The sequence below is a fragment of the Streptomonospora nanhaiensis genome (genome assembly GCF_026642255.1).
Taxonomy (GTDB): Bacteria; Actinomycetota; Actinomycetes; order Streptosporangiales; family Streptosporangiaceae; genus Nocardiopsis; species Nocardiopsis tropica.
Map to the genome: position 1 here is coordinate 3,723,760 of NZ_CP113264.1, position 20,588 is coordinate 3,744,347.

16 protein-coding genes are annotated in these 20,588 nt (G+C 74.1%); 5 read left to right on the forward strand and 11 right to left on the reverse strand.

Translation table 11 applies throughout. From position 1 onward, the window contains the following. The 9 genes from OUQ99_RS16120 to OUQ99_RS16160 form a co-directional block, all read right to left on the reverse strand. The gene (locus OUQ99_RS16120) at window positions 1-708 is read right to left on the reverse strand and encodes a response regulator transcription factor (RefSeq protein ID WP_267944574.1); all 708 of its coding nucleotides are present in this window, start codon (window positions 706-708) and stop codon (window positions 1-3) included. Beyond that, entirely contained in the window at window positions 705-3,206 is a 2,502-nt protein-coding gene (locus OUQ99_RS16125) for an ATP-binding protein (protein WP_267944575.1), read from the reverse strand. The genes OUQ99_RS16120 and OUQ99_RS16125 overlap by 4 nt, the downstream gene beginning before the upstream one ends. Further along, window positions 3,203-3,823: a potassium-transporting ATPase subunit KdpC gene (gene kdpC / locus OUQ99_RS16130; RefSeq protein ID WP_267944576.1), complete on the reverse strand. Its 621-nt coding sequence runs from the start codon at window positions 3,821-3,823 to the stop codon at window positions 3,203-3,205. Before kdpC ends, OUQ99_RS16125 begins: the two co-directional genes overlap by 4 nt. Before the next feature lie 24 nt (window positions 3,824-3,847). After that, complete coding sequence (gene kdpB, locus OUQ99_RS16135) at window positions 3,848-6,010, reverse strand: potassium-transporting ATPase subunit KdpB (RefSeq protein WP_267944577.1); 2,163 nt, start codon at window positions 6,008-6,010, stop codon at window positions 3,848-3,850. A 6-nt stretch (window positions 6,011-6,016) separates the two neighbouring features. Continuing rightward, window positions 6,017-7,687 (reverse strand): potassium-transporting ATPase subunit KdpA, encoded by a 1,671-nt coding sequence (gene kdpA / locus OUQ99_RS16140; protein WP_267944578.1) that lies wholly within the window; start codon window positions 7,685-7,687, stop codon window positions 6,017-6,019. Beyond that, window positions 7,687-7,776, reverse strand: coding sequence for a potassium-transporting ATPase subunit F (locus tag OUQ99_RS16145; protein ID WP_267944579.1), 90 nt, complete (start codon window positions 7,774-7,776; stop codon window positions 7,687-7,689). The genes kdpA and OUQ99_RS16145 overlap by 1 nt, the downstream gene beginning before the upstream one ends. A 380-nt stretch (window positions 7,777-8,156) precedes the next feature. After that, on the reverse strand, window positions 8,157-9,605 hold the full coding sequence (locus OUQ99_RS16150; protein ID WP_267944580.1) for an alanine/glycine:cation symporter family protein: 1,449 nt from the start codon (window positions 9,603-9,605) through the stop codon (window positions 8,157-8,159). A gap of 389 nt (window positions 9,606-9,994) precedes the next feature. Then, a complete protein-coding gene (locus OUQ99_RS16155) occupies window positions 9,995-11,272 on the reverse strand; it encodes a GNAT family N-acetyltransferase (protein WP_267944581.1) in 1,278 nt (425 codons plus the stop codon). A gap of 35 nt (window positions 11,273-11,307) precedes the next feature. Continuing rightward, window positions 11,308-12,579, reverse strand: a complete 1,272-nt coding sequence (locus OUQ99_RS16160) for a GNAT family N-acetyltransferase (protein ID WP_267944582.1) — start codon at window positions 12,577-12,579, stop codon at window positions 11,308-11,310. Window positions 12,580-12,929: 350 nt separating this feature from the next. Here OUQ99_RS16160 and OUQ99_RS16165 point away from each other — a divergent pair, with 350 nt between their 5' ends. Together OUQ99_RS16165 and OUQ99_RS16170 are read left to right on the forward strand one after the other, a co-directional pair. Next, window positions 12,930-13,958, forward strand: coding sequence for an N-acetylglucosamine kinase (locus OUQ99_RS16165; protein ID WP_267950403.1), 1,029 nt, complete (start codon window positions 12,930-12,932; stop codon window positions 13,956-13,958). Window positions 13,959-14,170: 212 nt separating this feature from the next. Continuing rightward, window positions 14,171-15,025, forward strand: a complete 855-nt coding sequence (locus tag OUQ99_RS16170; protein WP_267944583.1) for a siderophore-interacting protein — start codon at window positions 14,171-14,173, stop codon at window positions 15,023-15,025. 22 nt (window positions 15,026-15,047) lie between these two features. Here the strand turns inward: OUQ99_RS16170 and OUQ99_RS16175 are convergent, their stop codons facing one another. After that, window positions 15,048-16,406: a dihydrolipoyl dehydrogenase family protein gene (locus OUQ99_RS16175; protein WP_267944584.1), complete on the reverse strand. Its 1,359-nt coding sequence runs from the start codon at window positions 16,404-16,406 to the stop codon at window positions 15,048-15,050. Between the two features lie 303 nt (window positions 16,407-16,709). Here OUQ99_RS16175 and OUQ99_RS16180 point away from each other — a divergent pair, with 303 nt between their 5' ends. Next, window positions 16,710-17,342, forward strand: coding sequence for a trimeric intracellular cation channel family protein (locus OUQ99_RS16180; RefSeq protein WP_267944585.1), 633 nt, complete (start codon window positions 16,710-16,712; stop codon window positions 17,340-17,342). A 263-nt stretch (window positions 17,343-17,605) separates the two neighbouring features. Here the strand turns inward: OUQ99_RS16180 and OUQ99_RS16185 are convergent, their stop codons facing one another. After that, a complete protein-coding gene (locus OUQ99_RS16185; RefSeq protein WP_267944586.1) occupies window positions 17,606-18,526 on the reverse strand; it encodes a LysR substrate-binding domain-containing protein in 921 nt (306 codons plus the stop codon). Between the two features lie 99 nt (window positions 18,527-18,625). Here OUQ99_RS16185 and OUQ99_RS16190 point away from each other — a divergent pair, with 99 nt between their 5' ends. Together OUQ99_RS16190 and OUQ99_RS16195 are read left to right on the forward strand one after the other, a co-directional pair. Then, entirely contained in the window at window positions 18,626-19,555 is a 930-nt protein-coding gene (locus OUQ99_RS16190) for a threonine/serine dehydratase (RefSeq protein WP_267944587.1), read from the forward strand. Window positions 19,556-19,702: 147 nt separating this feature from the next. Further along, the gene (locus tag OUQ99_RS16195; RefSeq protein ID WP_267944588.1) at window positions 19,703-20,371 is read left to right on the forward strand and encodes a lysophospholipid acyltransferase family protein; all 669 of its coding nucleotides are present in this window, start codon (window positions 19,703-19,705) and stop codon (window positions 20,369-20,371) included. Window positions 20,372-20,588 lie beyond the last annotated feature (217 nt).

Consider the following 20,588-nt stretch of genomic DNA (forward strand, 5'->3'; position numbering starts at 1 on the left):
TCACGCCTCCCCGCCGTCGGAGCCGCCCTGCAGGAACCGGTATCCCATGCCGGGCTCGGTGATCAGGAAGCGCGGCGACTTCGGCTCCGGTTCGATCTTCTTGCGGATCTGGGAGACGTACAGGCGCAGGTAGCCGGTGTCGTGGACGTGGTCGGACCCCCAGATGTCGGAGAGGAGCGTCTGCCGCGTCACGAGCTTGCCCGAGTGGCGGACGAGGATCTCCAGGAGGCGCCACTCGGTGGGCGTCAGCCGGACGAGCTCCCCGCCGGAGGGACCGGGCCGGGTCACCGTCCTGGCGGAGAGGTCGACGGTCAGGTCCCCCACCCGCACGACCGGGTCCGAGTCGCCGCCGACGCCCCGGCGGGTCAGGGCGCGGACGCGCGCCAGCAGCTCGTCGATGGCGAAGGGCTTGGTGATGTAGTCGTCCGCACCGGAGTCCAGGGCCCGGACCTTGTCCACGGAGTCGGTGCGCCCGGAGACGACGAGGATGGGCGCGCTCGTCCACCCCCGGATGCCCTCGATGACCCCGACGCCGTCCAGGCGGGGCATGCCCAGGTCGATCAGGTACAGGTCCGGGCGCTGGTCGACGGCGGCCCTGAGGGCGTCGGCGCCGTTCGTGGCGACGACGATGTCGTAGCCGCGTGCGCGCAGGGTGACCCGCAGTGCCCGGAGGATCTGCGGGTCGTCGTCGGCGACGAGGATCTTCACCGGTCCGTCCTTCCAGAAGCCTGTCCGTCCGCGACGGGCAGGGAGATGACCATCGTCAGTCCTCCGCCGGGGGTGTCCTCGGCGGAGAGCCCGCCCCCCATCCCCTCCACGAAGCCCTTGGAGAGGCTGAGCCCCAGGCCGAGCCCGGTGGTGTTGTCGGTGTCGCCCAGGCGCTGGAACGGCACGAACAGCTGCTCCCGCCGGTCGGGCGGGACTCCGCCCCCGTGGTCGATGACGCGGATCTGCACGGTGTCCCCGAACACGCTCGTGGCCACGCGCGCGCTGCGGTCGCCCGGCGAGAACCGGACGGCGTTGGCGAGGATGTTGACGATGGCCCGCTGCAGCAGGCCCGCGTCCGCGCGCACGCACGGCAGGTCGGGGTCCAGGTCCAGGTCGACGTCGGCGGGACCGAGGTCCAGCTCGTCCAGGGACGGCAGGATCACCTCGTCGACGTCGGTGGCGGCGAGCGAGACCACGAGGGCTCCGGCCTGGATGCGGCTGACGTCGAGGAGGTCGGTCACCAGGCCGGTCAGCGTGGTCAGGCTCTCCTCCGCCGTGGCGAGCAGCTCGTCGCGGTCCGCGGGGGACCAGCTGACCTCGGACGAGCGCAGGCTGCTGACCGCGGTGGTCGCCGCCGTCAGCGGCCTGCGCAGGTCGTGGCTGACCGCCGACAGCAGGGCGCTGCGCACCTGGTCGTTCTCGGCGAGCGGGCCGACCTCGCTGGCCGTGTCGCTCAGGTCCTGGTGTTCGAGGGCCGCGTCGATCTGCGCGGCGATCACGCCGAGGAGCCGCCTCTCGGAGGCGCCCGGCTCGGCGCCGTGGAGTTCGAGGGAGGCGCGGTCGCCGACCCGCACGACGGCGGGCTCCTCCCCTCCCCGGGGCTGGCCGGACGCGCACAGGACGTCCTCCCCCGAGCGCAGTCGCACGGCGTCCAGCCCGAACGCCTCCCTGGTGCGGTCCACCAGCGCCTGGAGGGCGTCCTGGCCCCGCAGGACGCTGCCCGCGACCGTGGCGAGGAGTTCGGACTCCGCCCCGGCCCGGAGGGCGGAGCGCGACCGGCGCGCCGCCTGGTCGACGATGTAGCTGACGAGGGAGGCGTTGACGACGTAGAGGACCAGGGCGAGCAGGTGGACCGGCTCGTCGACCGTGATGGTCCGCACCGGTTCGATGAAGAAGTAGTCCAGTGTGACCGCCGACAGGACGGCGGTGTACAGCGCGGGCCAGATGCCCCCGACGAGCGCGACGACGATGACCAGCAGCTGGTAGGCCAGGACCTCGACGACGATGGACTCGGCGCTGCGCTGGCCGACGAGCAGCCAGGTCAGGACGGGGCCGCCGAGCACCGAGAGGGCGAAGCCCAGGAGGCGGCGCCTGGCGGTCAGCGCCCCGCCCGGCCGGGGGAGCGCGAAGCGTCCCCCGGCCGCCGCGTGGTTGACGATGTGGACGTCGATGCCGCCGGACTCGCGGATGACGGTGGCGCCGATGCCGGGGCCGGTCAGTGCGGTGGCGAGGCGCCCCCGGCGGCTGATGCCGATGACCAGCTGGGTGGCGTTCACCGCGCGGGCGAACCCGACGAGGGACTCGGGGATGCCGTCGCCGACCACCTGGTGGAAGGTGCCGCCGAGTTTCTCGGTCAGGGCCCGCTGCGCGGCGAGTGCCCCGGGACGGCCCTCGCGCAGCCCCTCCTGGCTGCTCACGTGCACGGCCAGGAGCTCGCCCCCGGAGGAGCGCGCGGCGATGCGCGCCCCCCTGCGGAGCAGGGTCTCCCCCTCGGGCCCGCCGGTCAGGGCGACGACGACGCGCTCCCGGGCCTCCCACGTGCTGTCGATGCGGTGCTCGGCCCGGTAGTCCTTCAGCGCGCTGTCCACCTCGTCCGCCAGCCACAGCAGCGCGAGCTCGCGCAGCGCGGTGAGGTTGCCCAGGCGGAAGTAGTTGGACAGGGCGGCGTCGATCCGCTCGGCGGGGTAGACGTTCCCCGCCGCCAGGCGGTCCCGGAGGGCCTGCGGCGCCAGGTCGACCAGTTCGATCTGGTCGGCGGCGCGCAGCACCTGGTCCGGGACGGTCTCGCGCTGCGGGACGCCGGTGATCCGCTGGACGACGTCGTTGAGGGACTCGATGTGCTGGATGTTGACGGTCGTGATGACGTCGATCCCGGCCGCCAGCAGCGCCGACACGTCCTCCCAGCGCTTCTCGTGGCGCGCCCCCGGGGCGTTGGTGTGCGCGTACTCGTCGACCAGCGCCGTCCCCGGACGGCGCGCCAGGACGGCGTCCAGGTCCATCTCGGCCAGGCCGACGCCCCGGTGGGACACCGTCGTCCGGGGCACCGCCTCGACGCCCTCGGCCATCGCCGCCGTGCCGCAGCGGCCGTGCGTCTCGACGACGGCGACCACGACGTCCCCGCCCTCCTCGCGCAGGCGCCGCCCCTCCTCGAGCATGGTGTAGGTCTTGCCGACCCCGGGAGCGGCGCCCAGGAAGACCCTCAGCCGGCCTCTCCTCATCTGCCTTCCGCCCCCCACCCGTCGACGGCGAGGTTCAGCTTCAGGACGTTGACCCTCTCCTCGCCCAGGAACCCCAGGTCCCGGGGCTCGATACTACGCCGGACCAGGTCCTGGACGTCCGCTGCCGGCACCCCCCGCGCCTCCGCGACGCGCGGCGCCTGGAGCAGCGCGTACGCGGGGCTGATGTGCGGGTCCAGACCGGAACCCGAGGCGGTCAGGGCGTCCGCGGGGACGCTCCCGGGATCGACCCCCTCGAACTCCGCGACCGCCGCCCGCCGTTCCTCGACCGTGTCCACGAGGTCGGGGTTCTCCGGACCGAGGTTGCTCCCGCCGGAGGCCCCGGCGTCGTGTCCGTCGCCGGCGGCGGAGGGCCGGGACTGGAACCACTCGGGGAGCGGTGCGCCGTCGGCGCCGGTGAAGGACTGCCCGATCAGGGACGAGCCGACGACCGTGCCGTCCTGCGCCCTGACGGGCGAGCCGTCGGCGCGTTCCGGCATGAGCACCCGGCCGACGCCGGTCACAGCCAGCGGATAGACCAGGCCCAGGACGACGGTGAGGACCAGGAACGCCCGGAGGGCGGTTCCGTGGTGGCGGATCAGTACGCGTGTGGAACCCATGGTGGGTGTCTCCCTTCGGAGCCGTCAGAAACCGGGAAGAAGGCTGACGGCGAGGTCGATGAGTTTGATGCCGGCGAAGGGGGCCGCCACTCCGCCGAGCCCGTAGACGAGCAGGTTGCGGCTGAGGATCTGCGGCGCGCGCAGGGGCCGGTACCGGACACCGCGCAGCGCGAGCGGGATGAGGACCACGATGATCACGGCATTGAAGACGATCGCCGACATGATCGCGGACGCGGGAGAGGCCAGGCCCATGACGTTCAGCGCGCCCAGACCGGGGAAGACCCCGGCGAACATGGCCGGGATGACCGCGAAGTACTTGGCGATGTCGTTGGCGACGGAGAACGTGGTCAGCGCCCCCCGGGTGATGAGCAGCTGCTTGCCGATACGGACCACGTCGATGAGCTTGGTGGGGTCCGAGTCCAGGTCCACCATGTTCCCGGCCTCCTTGGCCGCCGAGGTGCCGGTGTTCATCGCCACGCCGACGTCGGCCTGGGCCAGTGCGGGGGCGTCGTTGGTGCCGTCCCCGGTCATCGCGACGAGCCCGCCCCCCTGCTGCTCCCTGCGGATGAGGGCGAGTTTCTGCTCCGGGGTGGCCTCGGCGAGGAAGTCGTCCACCCCGGCCTCGGCGGCGATCGCCTTCGCCGTCAGGGGGTTGTCCCCGGTGACCATCACGGTGCGGATGCCCATCTCGCGGAGTTGCGCGAAGCGTTCGGCGATGCCCTCCTTGACCACGTCCTTGAGGTGGATCACGCCCAGTACGGCGGTGTGTCCCGAGGGCCTGCGCACCGCCACGACCAGCGGTGTGCCCCCGCTGTCGGAGATCCGCCCGACCCGGTCCTCCAGCTCCGTGCGGACGACGGGGCCCACGGGGCCCGTCTCCCGGACCCAGGCGAGCACCGCCGAGCCCGCGCCCTTGCGGATCAGGGTGCCGTCGGGCAGATCGACACCGCTCATCCGGGTCTGGGCGGTGAAGGGGACGACCTCGCCGGGTGACGCGGCGTCCACCACCACCCCCTCGGCGCGGGCGAGTTCCACCACGGAGGTGCCCTCGGGGGTGGGGTCGGCCAGGGAGGCCAGCGCCGCGGAGCTGACCAGGTCCGGCTTCCGCACGCCCTCCAGGGGCACGAACTCGCTGGCCCGCCGGTTGCCGTGGGTGATGGTGCCGGTCTTGTCCAGCAGCAGGGTGGTCACGTCGCCGGCGGCCTCGACGGCGCGGCCGGACATGGCCAGCACGTTGTGCTGCACGAGGCGGTCCATGCCGGCGATGCCGATGGCGGACAGCAGGGCGCCGATGGTGGTGGGGATCAGGCACACGAGCAGCGCGACCAGGACGGGGACGCTGACCGGCGCCCCGGCGTAGGAGGCGATCGGGTGCAGGGTGAGGGCGACGACCACGAAGACGACCGACAGGCTCGCCAACAGGATGTTGAGCGCGATCTCGTTGGGGGTCTTCTGCCGCTCGGCGCCCTCGACCAGGGCGATCATCCTGTCGACGAAGGTCTCCCCCGGCCTGGACGTGATGCGGACGACGATCCGGTCCGAGAGCACGCGGGTGCCGCCGGTGACGGCGCTGCGGTCGCCGCCGGACTCGCGCACCACGGGCGCGGACTCCCCGGTGATCGCCGACTCGTCCACCGAGGCGATGCCCCAGACGATGTCGCCGTCGCCGGGAACCGGTTCTCCCGCCGAGACGGCCACGACGTCCCCGGGGCTGAGATCGGCCGAGGAGACGGGGCGTGTCCCGGTGTCCTCCGCGGAGGGGTCGGCCTCCGGGTCGTAGCCGACCACCAGGTTCGCCGCGGTACTGGTCCGGGTCCTGCGCAGGCTGTCGGCCTGGGCCCTGCCCCTGCCCTCGGCCACGGACTCGGCCAGGTTGGCGAAGACCACGGTCAGCCAGAGGCAGCCGGCGATCGCCCAGGTGAAGCCCGCCGGGATCGGCGAGCCCCCGGACGCCTCGGGGCCTCCGAAAAACGGTTCGGCGACCGCCATGGCCGTGGTGAGCGCGGCCCCGACCTCGACGACGAACATGACGGGGTTGCGGTACATGATCCGCGGGTCGAGCTTGCGCAGCGCCCCGGGGAGCGCGGCGGCGACCTGGGCCGGTCCGAACGCCCTGCGGCGGCCTCCGGTCGCGGGGTCGGCGCTCGGCGGCGCCTCGGCGACGGGTGGGCGGGATGTCGTGGTCATGGTCGGTTACAGTCCTTCCGCCAGGGGGCCCAGCGCGAGCACGGGGAAGTAGGTCAGGGCGGTCACCACGACGGTGACGCCGATCAGCAGGCCGACGAACTGCGGTCTGTGGGTGGGCAGGGTGCCGCCGGTCGCGGGCGCCTTGTCCTGGGCCGCGAGTGCGCCGGCCAGGGCGAGGACGAACACGATCGGGACGAACCGTCCCAGCAGCATGGCGATGCCCAGCGCGGTGTTGAACCAGGGCGTGTCCGCGGTCAGTCCGGCGAAGGCCGAGCCGTTGTTGTTGGACGCCGACGTGAACGCGTACAGCACCTCGGACAGGCCGTGGAGGCCGGGGTTGAGGATCGACGTCGCCTCCACGCCGGCGCGGACGGCGGGCACGGCGAAGCTGAGCGCCGTCCCCGCGAGGACCAGGGTCGGGGAGACGAGGATGTACAGGCTGGCGAGCTTGATCTCGCGCGGACCGATCCTCTTGCCGAGGTACTCCGGGGTGCGGCCGACCAGGAGGCCCCCGACGAAGACGGCCAGGAGGGCGAGCACCAGCATCCCGTAGAGGCCGGAGCCGACACCGCCGGGCGCGACCTCGCCGAGCATCATGTTGACCATAGGCACCATGCCGCCGAGGGCGGTGTAGGAGTCGAACATCGAGTTGACCGCGCCGGTCGAGGTCAGGGTGCTCGCCGAGCCGAACAGGGCGGAGGCGATGACGCCGAACCGCTGCTCCTTGCCCTCCAGCGCCGCTCCGGCGGCCTCGGGCGCCGCTCCGGCGCCGTTCAGCTCCAGGGCGGTGAGGGCGGTGAGGGAGACCACGAAGATCGCCGCCATGGCGGCGAGGACGGCGTAGCCCTGCCGGTGGTCGCCGACCATCCGGCCGAAGGTGCGCGGCAGCGAGAACGGGATCGCCAGCATGAGGACGATCTCGAACAGGTTGGTCCACGGCGAGGGGTTCTCGAACGGGTGCGCGGAGTTCGCGTTGAAGTAGCCGCCGCCGTTCGTGCCCAGGAGCTTGACCGCCTCCTGGGAGGCCGCCGTTCCGCCGGGGATCGTCTGCGTCGCGCCGGCGAGGGTCCGGACCTCGGTGGGGCCGCCGAGGTTCTGGACGACACCGCCCGCGATCAGGACCACGGCCGCGACCAGGGAGATCGGCAGGAGGATGCGCAGCGTTCCACGGGTGAGGTCGACCCAGAAGTTGCCGATCGTGCCCGAGCGGCGGCGCGCCAGTCCGCGGACCAGGGCGACGGCGACCGCGAGGCCCGCGGCGGCCGAGACGAAGTTCTGGACGGCCAGCCCGCCGAACTGCACGAGGTGGCCCACGGTCGCTTCCGGCGAGTACGACTGCCAGTTGGTGTTCGTCACGAACGACGCCGCGGTGCTGAACGCGAGCCCCTCGGGGACGGGCGGCAGCCCGAGGGAGAGGGGCAGGAACGCCTGGAGCCGCTGGAGCAGGTACAGGAACAGCAGGCCGACCGCGGAGAAGGCGAGCACCCCGCGCAGGTACGCCTGCCACGACTGCCCGGACGCCGGGTCCACTCCGATGAGCCGGTAGAAGCCCCGCTCGACCGCGAGGTCGCGGGGGGAGGTGAAGACGCGCGCCATGTACTCGCCGAGGGGCCGGTACAGCAGGGCGAGGACCAGCGCGACGGCGGCGGCGGGGAGGACCGCGAGGAGGACGGCCATCAGAACCGCTCCGGTTTGACGAGGGCGTACACGAGGTAGGCGACCGCGGCCGCCGCGAGCGCGGCCGCGAGGAGGTCGAAGGCGATCACAGCTTCGCGACCCCCCTGCCGATCACGCCGACCAGCGCGAAAGCGGCGAGCGCGGTGAGCACGTAGACGACGTCGAGCACGGGGCGACTCCCTGGGGTGAAGGGTGTGCCCCTCTGTCCGGGGCACGGGCCTCGAAGGCCTGAAACCCATACAAAACCCCTGGAACTGCGCCGATGCCGTTCCTAACGGCTTCCATGCGGAACCGGTGGTGAATCCTCACGGCATCCATGCGGCCCGTCGCCGTGCGGGACGCGGGGCCGGCCCCCGCACGGTGCCCTCCCCTGCGGAGCCGTGGCCCCGGACTCCCCGGAACACGGAACGGGGGCGCGGTCTCGACCGCGCCCCCGTTCACCCCGTCCGGATCCGCTCCGGCGCCCCCGTCACTGCTGACGGGCGTCCACCAGGTCGGGTTTCTTCCAGTCCGGGTCCGAGAAGTACTTCTTGGTCTCCGCGACGATGACCCCGCTGAGCACCAGCAGGCCGATGAGGTTGGGGACCGCCATCAGGCCGTTGGCCGCGTCGCTGAACGCCCAGGCGATGCTGAGGTCGGTCGTGGCGCCGACGTACACGACGAGGACGAACACGATGCGGAACGGGATGACCGCCTTGCGGCCGACCAGGTAGTCCAGGCAGCGCTCACCGTAGTAGGACCAGCCGACCAGCGTGGTGAAGGCGAAGAACATCAGGCTGATCGCCACGATGGCGCCGCCGACCGGGGCCAGCCCCGGCGAGATGGAGCCCAGGGCCTCGCTCATGGCCCAGTTGGTCATCAGGGCGCCGTCGCCCGTGTCCGCCTCGGCGTGCCAGGCGCCGGTGACGATGATGACCAGGCCCGTCATCGTCACGACGATGATGGTGTCGATGAAGGTCTGGGTCATGGAGACCATCGCCTGGCGGACCGGGTGCGCGGTCTTGGCCGCGGCGGCGGCGATGCCGCCGGTGCCCAGGCCCGACTCGTTCGAGAACATGCCGCGCGCCATGCCCTGCTGCATCGCGAGGATGAACGCCGAGCCCAGGAACCCTCCGACCGCGGAGGTGCCGGTGAAGGCGTCGGTGAAGATCAGGGCGATGGCCGCCGGGATCTCGGTGACGTAGACGGCCAGGACCACGAGGGCGGCCAGGACGTAGGCGATGATCATGAACGGCACGACGCCGGCGGCGAAGCGGCCGATGCTCTTGATGCCGCCGAGGATGACCGCGGCGACCAGCACGACCATGACGATCCCGGAGAGCCAGGTCGGCACGCCGAAGGTCGAGTCGAGCTGGCCCGCGACGGCGTTGGCCTGCGTCATGTTGCCGATGCCGAAGGAGGCCACGGCGCCGAAGAGCGCGAACAGGGTGCCGAGCACCAGGCCGAGTCTCGCCCCTCCGCTGCCGGGGCCGAACTTCTCGGCGAACCCGTGGCGCAGGTAGAACATCGGGCCGCCGCTCATCTCGCCCTTGGAGTCGGGGCGGCGGTACTTCACGCCGAGCAGGGCCTCGCTGTACTTGGTGGCCATGCCCAGGACGCCGGTGACCCACATCCAGAAGAGGGCTCCGGGGCCTCCGACGCCGATCGCCAGGGCCACGCCCGCGATGTTGCCGACGCCGACGGTGGCCGCGAGGGCGGTGCTGAGCGCCTGGTAGTGGGAGATGTCGCCCTTGGCCTGGCCGCCCTCGGTGCGGCGGATCAGCGCCAGCCACAGCGCGTGCCCGAGCACGCGGAACTGGAGCCCGCCCAGCCTGATGGTGAGGTAGACGCCCACGATCAGGAGCAGGGGTATCAGGAAGAACGGTCCCCACACGAAGGAAACGACGGCGTCCAGGATCGCCTGGATCGTATCGGTCATCAGAGTGTGTCTCCCTGTCGTCGATGGGTGGGCGCCCCCGGCGGGCCGGAGGCGGGTCCGAAGGCGTGCACGGAAGCGTTACAGGTGACGGTTACATCCGTGTCACGTGTTCCTGCCGCTACGGTCTCTGCTCACGCGCAGCGCCACCCGCACCGCGGTCCCCGGCCGTCCGGAGGGCCGGGCGGCGCCGCCGCGGCGACCAGTATCCCGCTCCGGGGGCGCGGGCACGCGCCCACGCGCGGCGGGTCCCGGGACGGTCCGCCGGGGCGGGCCGTGGAGCCCCGGGGCGGGGCACGCCGTGTCCCGTGCCCGTCGGAGCGGCGGGAGGGGGCCCTGCTGGCCGGTCCGCTGCCCGTGGCGGGAGCGGACCGGCCCGCGGCGGGCGACGGTCAGAAGATGCGGCCGCAGAACGGGGCGTCCGCCCGGTGCAGGGCCGCGTCCAGGCCGGCCACGGCGCCGGGGGTGTGCTCGGTGAGCAGGCCCGCGCGCAGGTACCCCTCCAGGGAGGTCTGCCCCAGGTAGGCGGCGCCCAGGTGCGACACGTCCAGGGAGACGTCCGGGGCGTCCTGCACGGCCTCCACCCGGGCTCCCCCGCGGTCGGCGCCGATCCTCCACCGGCCGGCGTTCCACGGCGCGTGGCGGTCGGCGACCTCCACCACCGCCTCCACCGGTGCCGCGTAGGAGCGCTCGGCGAGCGCCCCCGGCACGTCCACCAGCCGCATCCACAGGGACGTGTAGAGCGTGGGGACCACGCGGTCCCTGTCCACGACCAGGTGGCGCAGGGGGTTGTCCTCCGCCAGGAAGCCGAACCTGACCCTGCTCGTCAGGTCGCGGTTGAACAGGTGCTCGAACAGGGCCGTCCAGGCGGCGGGGGCGGTCGCCAGGACCTCCTCGACGTGCACCTCGCCACGGGCCCCGTCACCCGACCACTTGTTCAGGGTGCGGTAGAGGGCGTATCCCAGGGGGCCGTCCGGTCCGCTCACGACAGCGGCCAGCCTCGGGCTCTTCCCGTCGCGGGAGTCGGGCTTGTCCCGCAAGAACCTGTCCCACCAGTGGCTCCCGCGCTGGAACTGGCCGACCTGGGCCGCCGCCACCTCGCGGTGCACGAGCGCGAGGTCGTCGCGGACCCGGACGGGGTCGGCGAGCCGGACCCGCAGGGCGGGGTCCCGGGGCGCCTCCGGGCGCAGCACGCCGTACTGGCGCTGGACGGCCGTCTCCATCTCGGTCGCGGCCGGGCCGTAGCCGAAGCGGCCGTAGATGGCCCCCTCCGAGGCCCACAGGGCCGCGTACCTGCCGCCGGAGGCGCGGATGTCGGCCAGCTGCCGGCGCATCAGCGCGCTGAGCACGCCCCTGCGCCGGTACGTGGGCCACACGCCCACGGCGGTGACCCCCGCGACCGCGCGGGGCCCGCCGGGCAGGGCCATCTCGAAGGGGAAGTGGTTGGTGGCGCCCACGACCTCCTCCGCGTCCCCCTCCCCGTCGACCGCGACGAGGACGCGGTCGTACCCGACGGCGTCGTGCAGGGGGAAGGCGCGCTCCGCCATCGTGTCCGGGTCGTCGCCCGCGAGGAGGGCCTCGCCCACGACCCTGAGCACCTCGGGGAACTCGTCCCGGTCGGAGCCGCGCACGGTCCACGCGGGTCTCTCGGTCTCGGGGTTCTTCGTCATGCCGTTGCTACCGTTCTTCGTGTCTTCGCGGTCGGTCAGAAGTCCGTGGTGCACAGGGGTGCGCGGGGCACGTGCAGCGCGGTGTCCAGGCGGGCGGCCGCCCCCGGCGCGTGCTCGACGGCCAGGCCCGCGTCCACCAAGGCGGTCAGGGAACCGCCCCCCAGGTACACGGCGCCCAGGTGGGACACGTCCAGGGTCAGGTCGGGGGCCGCGTCGGCCGCGTCGGCGCGGGCTTCCCCGCCGCCGGCCCTGAGCCGCCAGCGCCCGGCGTTCCAGGGGGCGAACCGGTCGGTGACCTCCAGGACGGTGTCCAGGGGCGTGGCGTAGGAGCGTTCGGCCAGGGCGCCGGGGAGGTCCACCAGGCGTACCCACAGGGAGTCGAACTCCCGGCGCGCCAGTCGGCGCGGGTCGGCCAGCAGCACGGTGAGGATGTCGTCCTCGGCGAGGTTGTCCAGGTGCGCCGAGGAGACCAGGTCCCTGGAGAACAGGTGGTCGTACAGGGCGACCCCGGCCCGGGCCGTGGCCGCGACGGCCTCCCGGACCCGGACCTCCCCCGTGGGGAGGCGGTCCTCCCACTTGTGCAGGACGCGGTAGAGGGCGTAGCCCTCGGCCCCGTCGGGGCCGCGCACGACGGCGGCGCGCAGCGGCCCGGCGCCCCGGCGGTCCCGCTCCTCGTCGTGCAGGAGCCATCCCCACCAGCCGGGCTTCCGGAGGATGTGGCCGTTGCGGGCGGAGGCCGTCCGGCGGTGCAGCTCCTCGATCTCGCCGCGGACGTGCCCGGGTTCGGTGAGGTCGACGGTGAGGGCCGGGTCGCGCGGGGCCCCGGGCCGCAGCGCGGCGTGGGCGAGCTGGACGGAGGCCTCGAACTGCCGGACGGCCGGGCCGTAGCCGAAGCGGCCGTAGATCGTGCCCTCCGAGGACCAGAGGACCGCGAGCTTCTCGCCGCGCTCGCGGACGTCGGCCAGCTGGCGCCGCATCAGCGCGCTGAGCACGCCCCTGCGCCGGTACGTGGGCCACACGCCCACGGCGGTGACCCCCGCGACCGCGCGGGGCCCGCCGGGCACGGTGAGGGTGAGCGAGTACGCCATGGTGGTGCCGACGATCCGCTCACCGTCCAGGGCGACCAGGGCGCGGTCGTACTCCGCGCTGGGGAAGTCCCGCTCCTCGCGGAGGAGCCTCTCCACCGGCAGGCCGATGGCCTCCGAGAAGACCGCCGCGAACTCGGGGTACTCCTGCTCCGTGCTTGTGCGCACGGCCCATCCCAGGTCGTCGTTGCGAGGGGGAACGGGGTGGTGAGCGCCTGCCATGGGCCGACCCTCTCAGCCGCGCCCGGCGCGGCGCCAGTGGTTTTCCGCGTGTCGGCGCGATCGTCCCCCGGCGACCGGCCCCGGTCGCCGGGGGCGGGTGCACCCCGCCGGGCCGACCCGACCGCTCCCCCGCGGCCCGCGCCCCTCCGGGGCCGCGGGGAGGAGGCGGCCGTCGCGGCGCCGGAGGTCGCGCGCGACCTCCGTCCCGCGGCCGTCGTCCACAGGCGCGGGACCGAGGAGTAACCCGCCGCCCCAGGGGGCACTCCTACCGTGTGAAACGTACGACCCCTCCCCTCAGGCCCCCGTCCGACCACCCGCCCCGCGACGGTCGGCGCAGACTCGTGGTGGGGGTGGACGCGGGCGGCACCGCCACCCGCGCACTGGTCGCCACCCTGTCCGGCGAGCGCCTGGGCCGGGCCCGGTCCGGGGGGGCCAACCCCAACGCGCACGGCGCCGACGCGGCCGCCGACCGGCTCGCCGAGGCGGTCGCGGGGGCCCTGGACCAGGCCGGGCGGGGGGCGCGCGACGCGGTGGCCGCGGTGGTGGTGGGCCTGGCCGGAGTCTCCGCGCTCCGCGACCCGGGCGTGCGCGCGCGGATGGAGCGCGCCCTGCACGAGGCCGGGCCGGCCGTCGGCCGGGGTGTCTTCACCGGGGACGACGAGGTGGCCTTCGCCGCCGGGACCCCGTCCGCGCACGGCACGGTGCTGATCGCCGGGACCGGGGCGATCGCCACCCGGATCGACGACCGCCGGCGGACCCGGTCCGCGGACGGCATGGGGTGGCTGATCGGCGACGACGGCTCGGCGTTCTGGATCGGGCACCACGCGGCCAAGGAGACGGCGCGTCAGCTGTCCCGGGGCGGCGGCCTCAGCCCGCTGGCCCGGGCGGTGGCCAAACGCGTCATCCCCGGCCAGAGGCCGGTGGACGGGGAGTCCCACATACCCCAGGAGCACGCCAGGAACTTCGCCCGGACCCTGACCGCGGCGCCCCCGATCGCACTCGCCGCACTCGCGCCGCTGGTCAGCGAGGCGTACGCGCTGGGCGACCCTGCGGCCGAGGTGATCGTGGACGCCGCCGCCGGACACCTGGCGCACTCGGTGCACCAGGTGCGCAACCCCGGCGAGTGCCTGCCCGTGGTGCTGGCGGGCGGCGTGCTCGCGCATTCGGAACCGGTGCGGTCGGCGCTCACCCGCAAGCTGACGATGGGCACCGCCGGGTCGGAGGTCGTCGCGGCCGGGTGCACGGAGGGCGGAGCGGCCTGGTTGGCCGCCCTGCGGGCCGGTGCGGCGGACGGGGACCGCGAGCTGCACGGGGCGTTCACCCGGCCCGCCCCGGACGGGGGCGCCGACCGCGGCAGGGACCGCACCGACGCGGCGTAGGGGCCGGCCCTCGGGCCCGCGCGGGCGGTGCCGGGGGACGCGTGACGGGGCGTTCACGCGTCCCCGGGCCCCCGCGCGGGAACGTCCGTGAGACTCCGGCCCGGCCCCGGACCGGCCCTGTGGTTCGCGGCGGTTTGCCCTGTTGGCGCAGGGTGCCCTACCGTGTGAGGTGGTTAGGCTTACCTAACCCACGACGCGAGAACGGGGACACCATGGCAGAGCGGCGGGAACGTCCGAAGAGGACCGTCCACACGGGACGGGTGGAGTCGGTCGAGCAGCTGACGCCGCACATGGTCCGGGTCGTGTTCGGCGGTGACGGACTCTCCTCGTTCGCGACCGGGGGCCACACCGACAGCTACGTCAAGCTCCTGTTCCCGCCGCCCGCCCCGGGCGACCCGGAACCCCTCGACGTGGACCGGATCCGCGCCGAGCGCCCCCGCGAGGAGTGGCCGGTCACCCGCACCTACACCGTGCGCGCCTGGGACCCCGACTCCCGCCGGCTGACCATCGACTTCGTCCACCACGGCAGCTCCGGCCTGGCCGGTGCCTGGGCGGCGGGCGCCTCGCACGGCGACCGGCTGTGCATGCTGGGGCCGGGCGGCGGCTACTCCCCCGACCCCGGCGCCGACTGGCACCTGCTGGCCGGGGACGAGAGCGCCCTTCCCGCCATCGCCGCCTCCGTGGAGCGGCTTCCGGTCGGCCGCACCGCGCACGTGTTCGTCGAGGTCCAGGGGCCCGAGGAGGAGCACAAGCTCGACGCCCACGACGACGTCCACGTGCACTGGCTGCACCGCGGAGACCGGCCCGTCGGGTCCCTCCTGGTCCCGGCCGTGCGCGCGCTCGACCTCCCCGAGGGCGCCGTGCACGCGTTCGTGCACGGCGAGGCGGGGTTCGTCCGCGACCTGCGCCGCCTCCTGCGCGTCGAGTACGGGCTGGCCAAGGAGAGCCTGTCCATCTCCGGCTACTGGCGCCTGGGCCGCGACGAGGACGGCTGGCAGGCCTCCAAGGCCGAGTGGAACCGCAGCGTGGAGGCCGAGGAGGAGGCCACCCTGGCCTCCTCCGGCTGACGCCGCGGTCCCGGTCCGGCCGCTACGCCTCCAGCTTCTCCAGCGCGATCAGGTAGGCCTCGTTGAAGGTCGGGAACTGGGGGACGGAGTCGAGCAGGGTCGCCACCGGGATCCCTGCCCGGATCGCCAGCGCGGCGGTGTGGATCCACTCCGACGCCATCGGCCCGAACGCCCACGCGCCGACCAGGACCCCGCGCCCGCGGTCGGCGACCAGCCCGAGCGTGCCGCGCGGGTCGGTCCCGTAGGTCCAGGGCCGGGCCAGGGTCTCGGGCAGGTCGGCCTCGGCGGTGACCGCGTCGATCCCGCGCTCCACCGCCTGCCGGGCGGTGAGCCCCACCGCCGCGATCTCGGGCTCGGAGAAGATCACGCGGGGGACCGCCGTGTAGTCGGCGGTGCGCTCCCTGCCCAGGATGTTGTCGGCGACGACGCGCCCCTGGTACTTGGCCACGTGCGTGAACATCGACACCCCGGTCGCGTCGCCGATGCCCCACAGGCCCGGCTCCGCCCGGCAGCGCTCGTCCACCGGCAGGCCGCTCCGGTCCGTCCGCACGCCGGCCTCCTCCAGCCCGAGGCCGTCGGTCCGGGGCCGGCGACCGGTGGCGAGCACCACCACGTCGGCGCGGACGCGCTCGCCGTTGTCGAGGGTGGCGAGCACGCCGTCGCCGTCCCTGGACACCGAGGCGACCTGGGTCCCCAGGTGCACGGAGATGCCGTCGCGGGCGAACTGGTCGCCGATCAGCTCGCACAGCCGCGGTTCCTCGCGGTCCACCAGGCGGGGCCCGCGCTGGACGACCGTCACCGCGGCGCCCATCCGGGACAGGAACTGCCCCAGTTCGACGCCGACGGCGCTGCCGCCGACCACGAGGGCGCTGCGGGGGATCTCCGTGAGGGTGGTGGCCTCCCGGTTGGTCCACACCATGGACCGGTCCAGGGCGTCGAGGCCGTCGATCGGCGGGCGCACGGCCGAGGACCCGGTGGCGACGACCACGTGGTCGGCGGTGAGCTCGGTGTCCCCCACCGCCACGCGCCAGGGGTCGCGGCCGATCACGCGCCCCTCGCCCTTGAACACCAGCGCGCCCTGGTCCCGGTACCCCTGGACCTGTGCGGAGTCGTCGAGGTGGCGGATCATCTGATCGCGGTACTCGCGCAGCCGGGGCCAGTCGAGGTCCGGCGGGGAGACGCCCGCCGCGCCGACGGCCTCCGCGCGAACCTCCGGGGGCCGCAGCAGCACCTTGGTGGGGATGCAGGCGTAGTAGCCGCACTCGCCGCCGACGAGTTCGCGCTCGATGACGGCGACCCGCCTGCCCGCCTCGAGCAGACGGCTCGCGACCGTCTCGCCGCCCGGTCCCATGCCGATGATGATCGCGTCCAGGTGTTCCATGTGCCTCGTTCCGCCCGCAGCCCGGTGGGTCAACCACGATGGTGGCCCCTGCCCGGGGTGGGGGGAAGGTCCGACACGCGGCTATTCCACGGGTTCGCGCCTCCGGAACCGCGCGGGAGGCGCGGAAGCGGCCCGCACGCGTACGGCGGACGGCCGCGGACGCGCACGGGGAGCGCGGTCCGGCGGAGCGCCCGCGTGCGGCGCGTCACCCCCGGAACGGGCCGTGCGCGGGCCGGGGCGTGATGGAATTGCAGGTCGTCACCCGGTCCGATCCGGAAGGAACCGCCTCCCCGGCGCATCCCCATGTCCACGCAGAACCTCCTCCTCGTCCTCGACCTCGTCGGCATCCTGGCGTTCGCCGTCGACGGGGCCCTGACGGCCATCCGCACCGCCCGGGTGGACATCGTCGGTGTGCTGTCCCTCGGCCTGGTCACCGCCATCGGCGGCGGCGTCATCCGCGACGTCCTGCTGGGGGTGACCCCGGCGACCTTCCAGGACTGGCGCTACATCACGACCGCGCTCGTCGGCGGCACGCTGGCCTTCTTCCTCAGCCGCCAGCTGACGCACCTGTCCAGGCCGATCCTGCTGTTCGACGCGGCCGGCCTGAGCCTGTTCGCGGTGATCGGCGCGACCAAGGCGCAGGAGATGGGGTTCGGTCCGCTCCAGGCGGTCCTGCTGGGCGCGATCACCGGGGTCGGCGGCGGCACCGTCCGCGACGTGCTGCTCAACCGCGTACCGACCGTGCTCAGCGCCAACTCGCACCTGTACGCCATCCCGGCGATGCTCGGCGCCGCGTTCGTCGTGCTCGCGAACGTGGCCGGGTTCGGCACGGGCCTGGTCGCGGTCGTCGGCGCCCTGGTCTGCTTCACCGTGCGGATCCTCGCGCTGCGGTACCGGTGGAACGCCCCCCTGCCGCCCGGGGCGCCGCCGCTGTGACCCCCGCCCCGGCACCGGGCTCCGGCCGCCCCGCACGTCCGCGGACGGGGCGCGGGCCCCGGCATCCGTGTGCGCGGAGGAGGACCCGGTCCCCGGGGAGCGGGGCGCGGGGCCGCACGGGTGACCCTGGACCTCTCCCGGCCGGCGGCACTCGTCGTGCGGGACCTCGCACGCACGCGTGCGCGCCGACGGGCCAGGCGCTCGGCCGGGCGGGGGCGAGCTCCGCACGCGCACCCGCATGCGCGCCGACGGCCGTCCCCGCCTCAGGGGAGTTCCGGTGTCGCCCCCAGGGCACGGTCCGCCACCTCGCGCAGCATAGTGACCATGGCGTGGACGGGCCCGGTCGGCCGCCGCCGGTGGACGGCGTAGATCTCCCTGGCCAGGCGGGCGTCGCGCAGGGGGCGGCTCACCCGGAGCCCCGGGCGCGCGGCGCCCAGGATGCTGCTCGGCACGAGCGCCACACCGACCCCGGCCTCGATGAGCGCGAGGGCGACCTCGTAGTCGCGGGTCTCGTAGGCCACGGTCAGGCGGACCCCGGCCGCGGCCGCCGCGGTGTCCAGGCTGACGCGGTTGTGGATCCCGGGCGCCCCGCAGATCCACTCCTCGTCGGCCAGGTCCGCCAGCCCCAGGTCGTGGTCGCCGAGGGGGTGCCCGGTGGGGGCGACCGCGAGCAGCGGGTCGACGAGGACGCGTTCGCGGTGCAGGCCGCCGGCCCGCGGCAGGGGCACGCCCGGGTAGCGGTGCGTGACGAGCAGGTCCAGCTCGCCGGAGGCGACCAGGCCGTACCCTCCGGGCGGCTCGATGTCGGACAGGGACAGCCGCACGTGCGGGTGCTCGCGGCCGAAGGCGGCGAGGGTGGCGGGCAGCAGGACCTTGCCCGCGCTGGCGAAGGCCCCCAGGGACAGGCGGTCGGGGACCACCCCCGCGAACGCGCGGACGGCGGTCTCGGCGTCGCGCAGCTCGCCCAGGACGCGTTCCCCGTGGGCGAGCAGCACCCGCCCCGCCTCGGTGAGGGTGGCCCCCGTGCGTCCGCGCTCGACCAGTGCGCATCCGACCTCGCGCTCCAGCTTGGTGAGCTGCTGGGAGAGGGCGGGCGGGGTGAACGACAGTCGCTCGGCCGCGGCGGCGATGGATCCCGCGTGCGCGATCTCCACGAGCACGCGGAGCCGGTTGGCGTCCAGCACGGCGACCCTCCCCCAAACAACATCCGGCACAAAGTTCTGCTTACTGATCTTTAGCAGACCCAACTTTAAGTTAATCGTCAGTAGCGGCAGAGTGGAGCCATGAGCCCCACGACCGCGCACGCCGCGCGCACGCCCACGGCCACCGACGTCCGCGCGGCGGCGGAGCGCATCGCGCCCTACGCCCGACGGACCCCCGTGCTGCACACCGAGGTGGACGGCCGTCCGCTGTCCCTGAAGCTGGAGCACCTCCAGCTCACGGGCGCGTTCAAGCTGCGCGGGGCCCTCAACGCGCTGCTCGGCGGGGAGCCGGCCGAGCGCGTCATCACCGCCTCCGGCGGCAACCACGGGCTGGGCGTGGCGACCGCCGCGCGGCTGCTGGGCGTGCACGCCACGGTGTACGTGCCCGAGACCGTCCCCGAGGCCAAGGCGGCGCCGCTGGCCGCCACCGGGGCCGAGATCGTCCGGCTGGGCGAGCACTACGCCGTGGCCGCCGAGGCCGCCAGGGCCCGCGCGGAGGCGGAGGGTGTGCGCTACCTCCACGCCTTCGACGACGCCCTGGTCGTCGCGGGCCAGGGCACGATCGGTCTGGAGATCGCCACGGACGCGCCCGAGTGCGACACGATCGCGGTCGCGGTCGGCGGGGGCGGGCTCGCCGCCGGCGTGCGTCTGGGAGCGGGCGGACGCCAGGTCGTGGGCGTGGAGCCCGAGGGCTGCCAGAGCCTGCACGCCGCACTGGCGGCGGGCCGGCCGGTGCAGACCCCGGTGGACTCGGTGGCCGCCTCCGCCCTGGGCGCGTCCGTCCTCGGCCGCGTGCCGTTCGAGGTGCTGCGCGCCCACCCGGTGACCCCGGCGCTCGTGGACGACGCCGAGATCGTCGAGGCGCAGGACCGCCTGTGGCAGGAGTTCCGGATCGCCACCGAACCGGCGGCGGCGGTGCCCTTCGCCGCCTGGCTCGCCGGACGGGTCCCCGGGGAGCGCCCCTGCCTGGTCGTGTGCGGCGCCAACGCGGACTGGAGGCGCGTCGGCTGACGGGCCGGGGCAGCGGAGCCGCTCCGTCCCCGGGCTCCGCCGCGCGAAGCGGTGACCTGGGGCACCCGGGTGACCCGGTGCCGATGTTACCGACCGGTCGCCCTTACATTGGATCCGGCATCCGACCAATCTCGTGAGGGAGACCACGTGCTCTATGGTGCGTTCAGGCAGTCTGCGTCGGTACTCGCGCGCACCCTGTGCCGCCCGACCATCCTGGGCCGTGAGAACGTCCCCGCCACCGGCGCGGTCCTGCTCGCCAGCAACCACCTGTCGTTCGTGGACAGCATCATCATCCCGCTGTCGGTCACACAGCGCCCGGTGCGCTTCCTCGCCAAGTCGGACTACTTCGAGGGCTCCGGCGTCAAGGGCCGCCTGACCAAGGCCGTGTTCTCCTCGCTGGGCGCCATGCCGGTGAAGCGCTCCGACGCCCGCGGCGCCATGATGTCGCTGGAGCTGATGCTGGACCGCCTGCGCGAGGGCGAGGCGTGCGTGATCTACCCCGAGGGGTCCCGCTCGCGCGACGGGCGCCTCTACCGGGGCCGGACCGGTGTGGGGCACCTGGCGATGGAGTCCAAGGCCCCCGTCGTACCGGTGGCGCTGTCGGGCACCCAGGACGTGCAGCCGGTGGGGGCGTCCATGCCGCGTCCGCGCCCCTTCACCATCCGCTTCGGCGAACCCCTGGACTTCTCCTCCGGCTACGACCACCTCGCTCCGGGCAAGGCCCGCAGGGTGATCGCCGACCAGGTCATGGACGCCATCCAGGCGATGTCCGGCCAGGAGCGCGCCGAGAGGTACAACTCCTACAGCGGCGGCTAGCAGGTCCCGGCGCCTCCCTCTCCCTTCCCGTGTGCGCACGGCCCCGCCCTTCCGGCGGAGCCGTGCGCACACGGGTTTTCCGTGGGTGGACGACGACTCCGTGTGCGTGTCGGAACACGGGCTCCCGGGGCCCGGCTCCCGGGCGATCGGAGCGGCCGGGGCGTTTTCCGGGACCGAGGTCCTGGCCGTTCCCGGATTTCCCGAAGTTTTTTTCTGG

Coding starts and splice junctions, on each gene's coding strand:
- OUQ99_RS16170 (WP_267944583.1), top strand. CDS start 14,171: ATGGCAGAGCGGCGGGAACGTCCGAAGAGGACCGTCCACACGGGACGG.
- OUQ99_RS16125 (WP_267944575.1), bottom strand. CDS start 3,206: ATGAGGAGAGGCCGGCTGAGGGTCTTCCTGGGCGCCGCTCCCGGGGTC.
- kdpA (WP_267944578.1), bottom strand. CDS start 7,687: ATGGCCGTCCTCCTCGCGGTCCTCCCCGCCGCCGCCGTCGCGCTGGTC.
- OUQ99_RS16180 (WP_267944585.1), top strand. CDS start 16,710: ATGTCCACGCAGAACCTCCTCCTCGTCCTCGACCTCGTCGGCATCCTG.
- OUQ99_RS16155 (WP_267944581.1), bottom strand. CDS start 11,272: ATGACGAAGAACCCCGAGACCGAGAGACCCGCGTGGACCGTGCGCGGC.
- OUQ99_RS16150 (WP_267944580.1), bottom strand. CDS start 9,605: ATGACCGATACGATCCAGGCGATCCTGGACGCCGTCGTTTCCTTCGTG.
- OUQ99_RS16190 (WP_267944587.1), top strand. CDS start 18,626: ATGAGCCCCACGACCGCGCACGCCGCGCGCACGCCCACGGCCACCGAC.
- kdpB (WP_267944577.1), bottom strand. CDS start 6,010: ATGACCACGACATCCCGCCCACCCGTCGCCGAGGCGCCGCCGAGCGCC.
- OUQ99_RS16175 (WP_267944584.1), bottom strand. CDS start 16,406: ATGGAACACCTGGACGCGATCATCATCGGCATGGGACCGGGCGGCGAG.
- kdpC (WP_267944576.1), bottom strand. CDS start 3,823: ATGGGTTCCACACGCGTACTGATCCGCCACCACGGAACCGCCCTCCGG.
- OUQ99_RS16160 (WP_267944582.1), bottom strand. CDS start 12,579: ATGGCAGGCGCTCACCACCCCGTTCCCCCTCGCAACGACGACCTGGGA.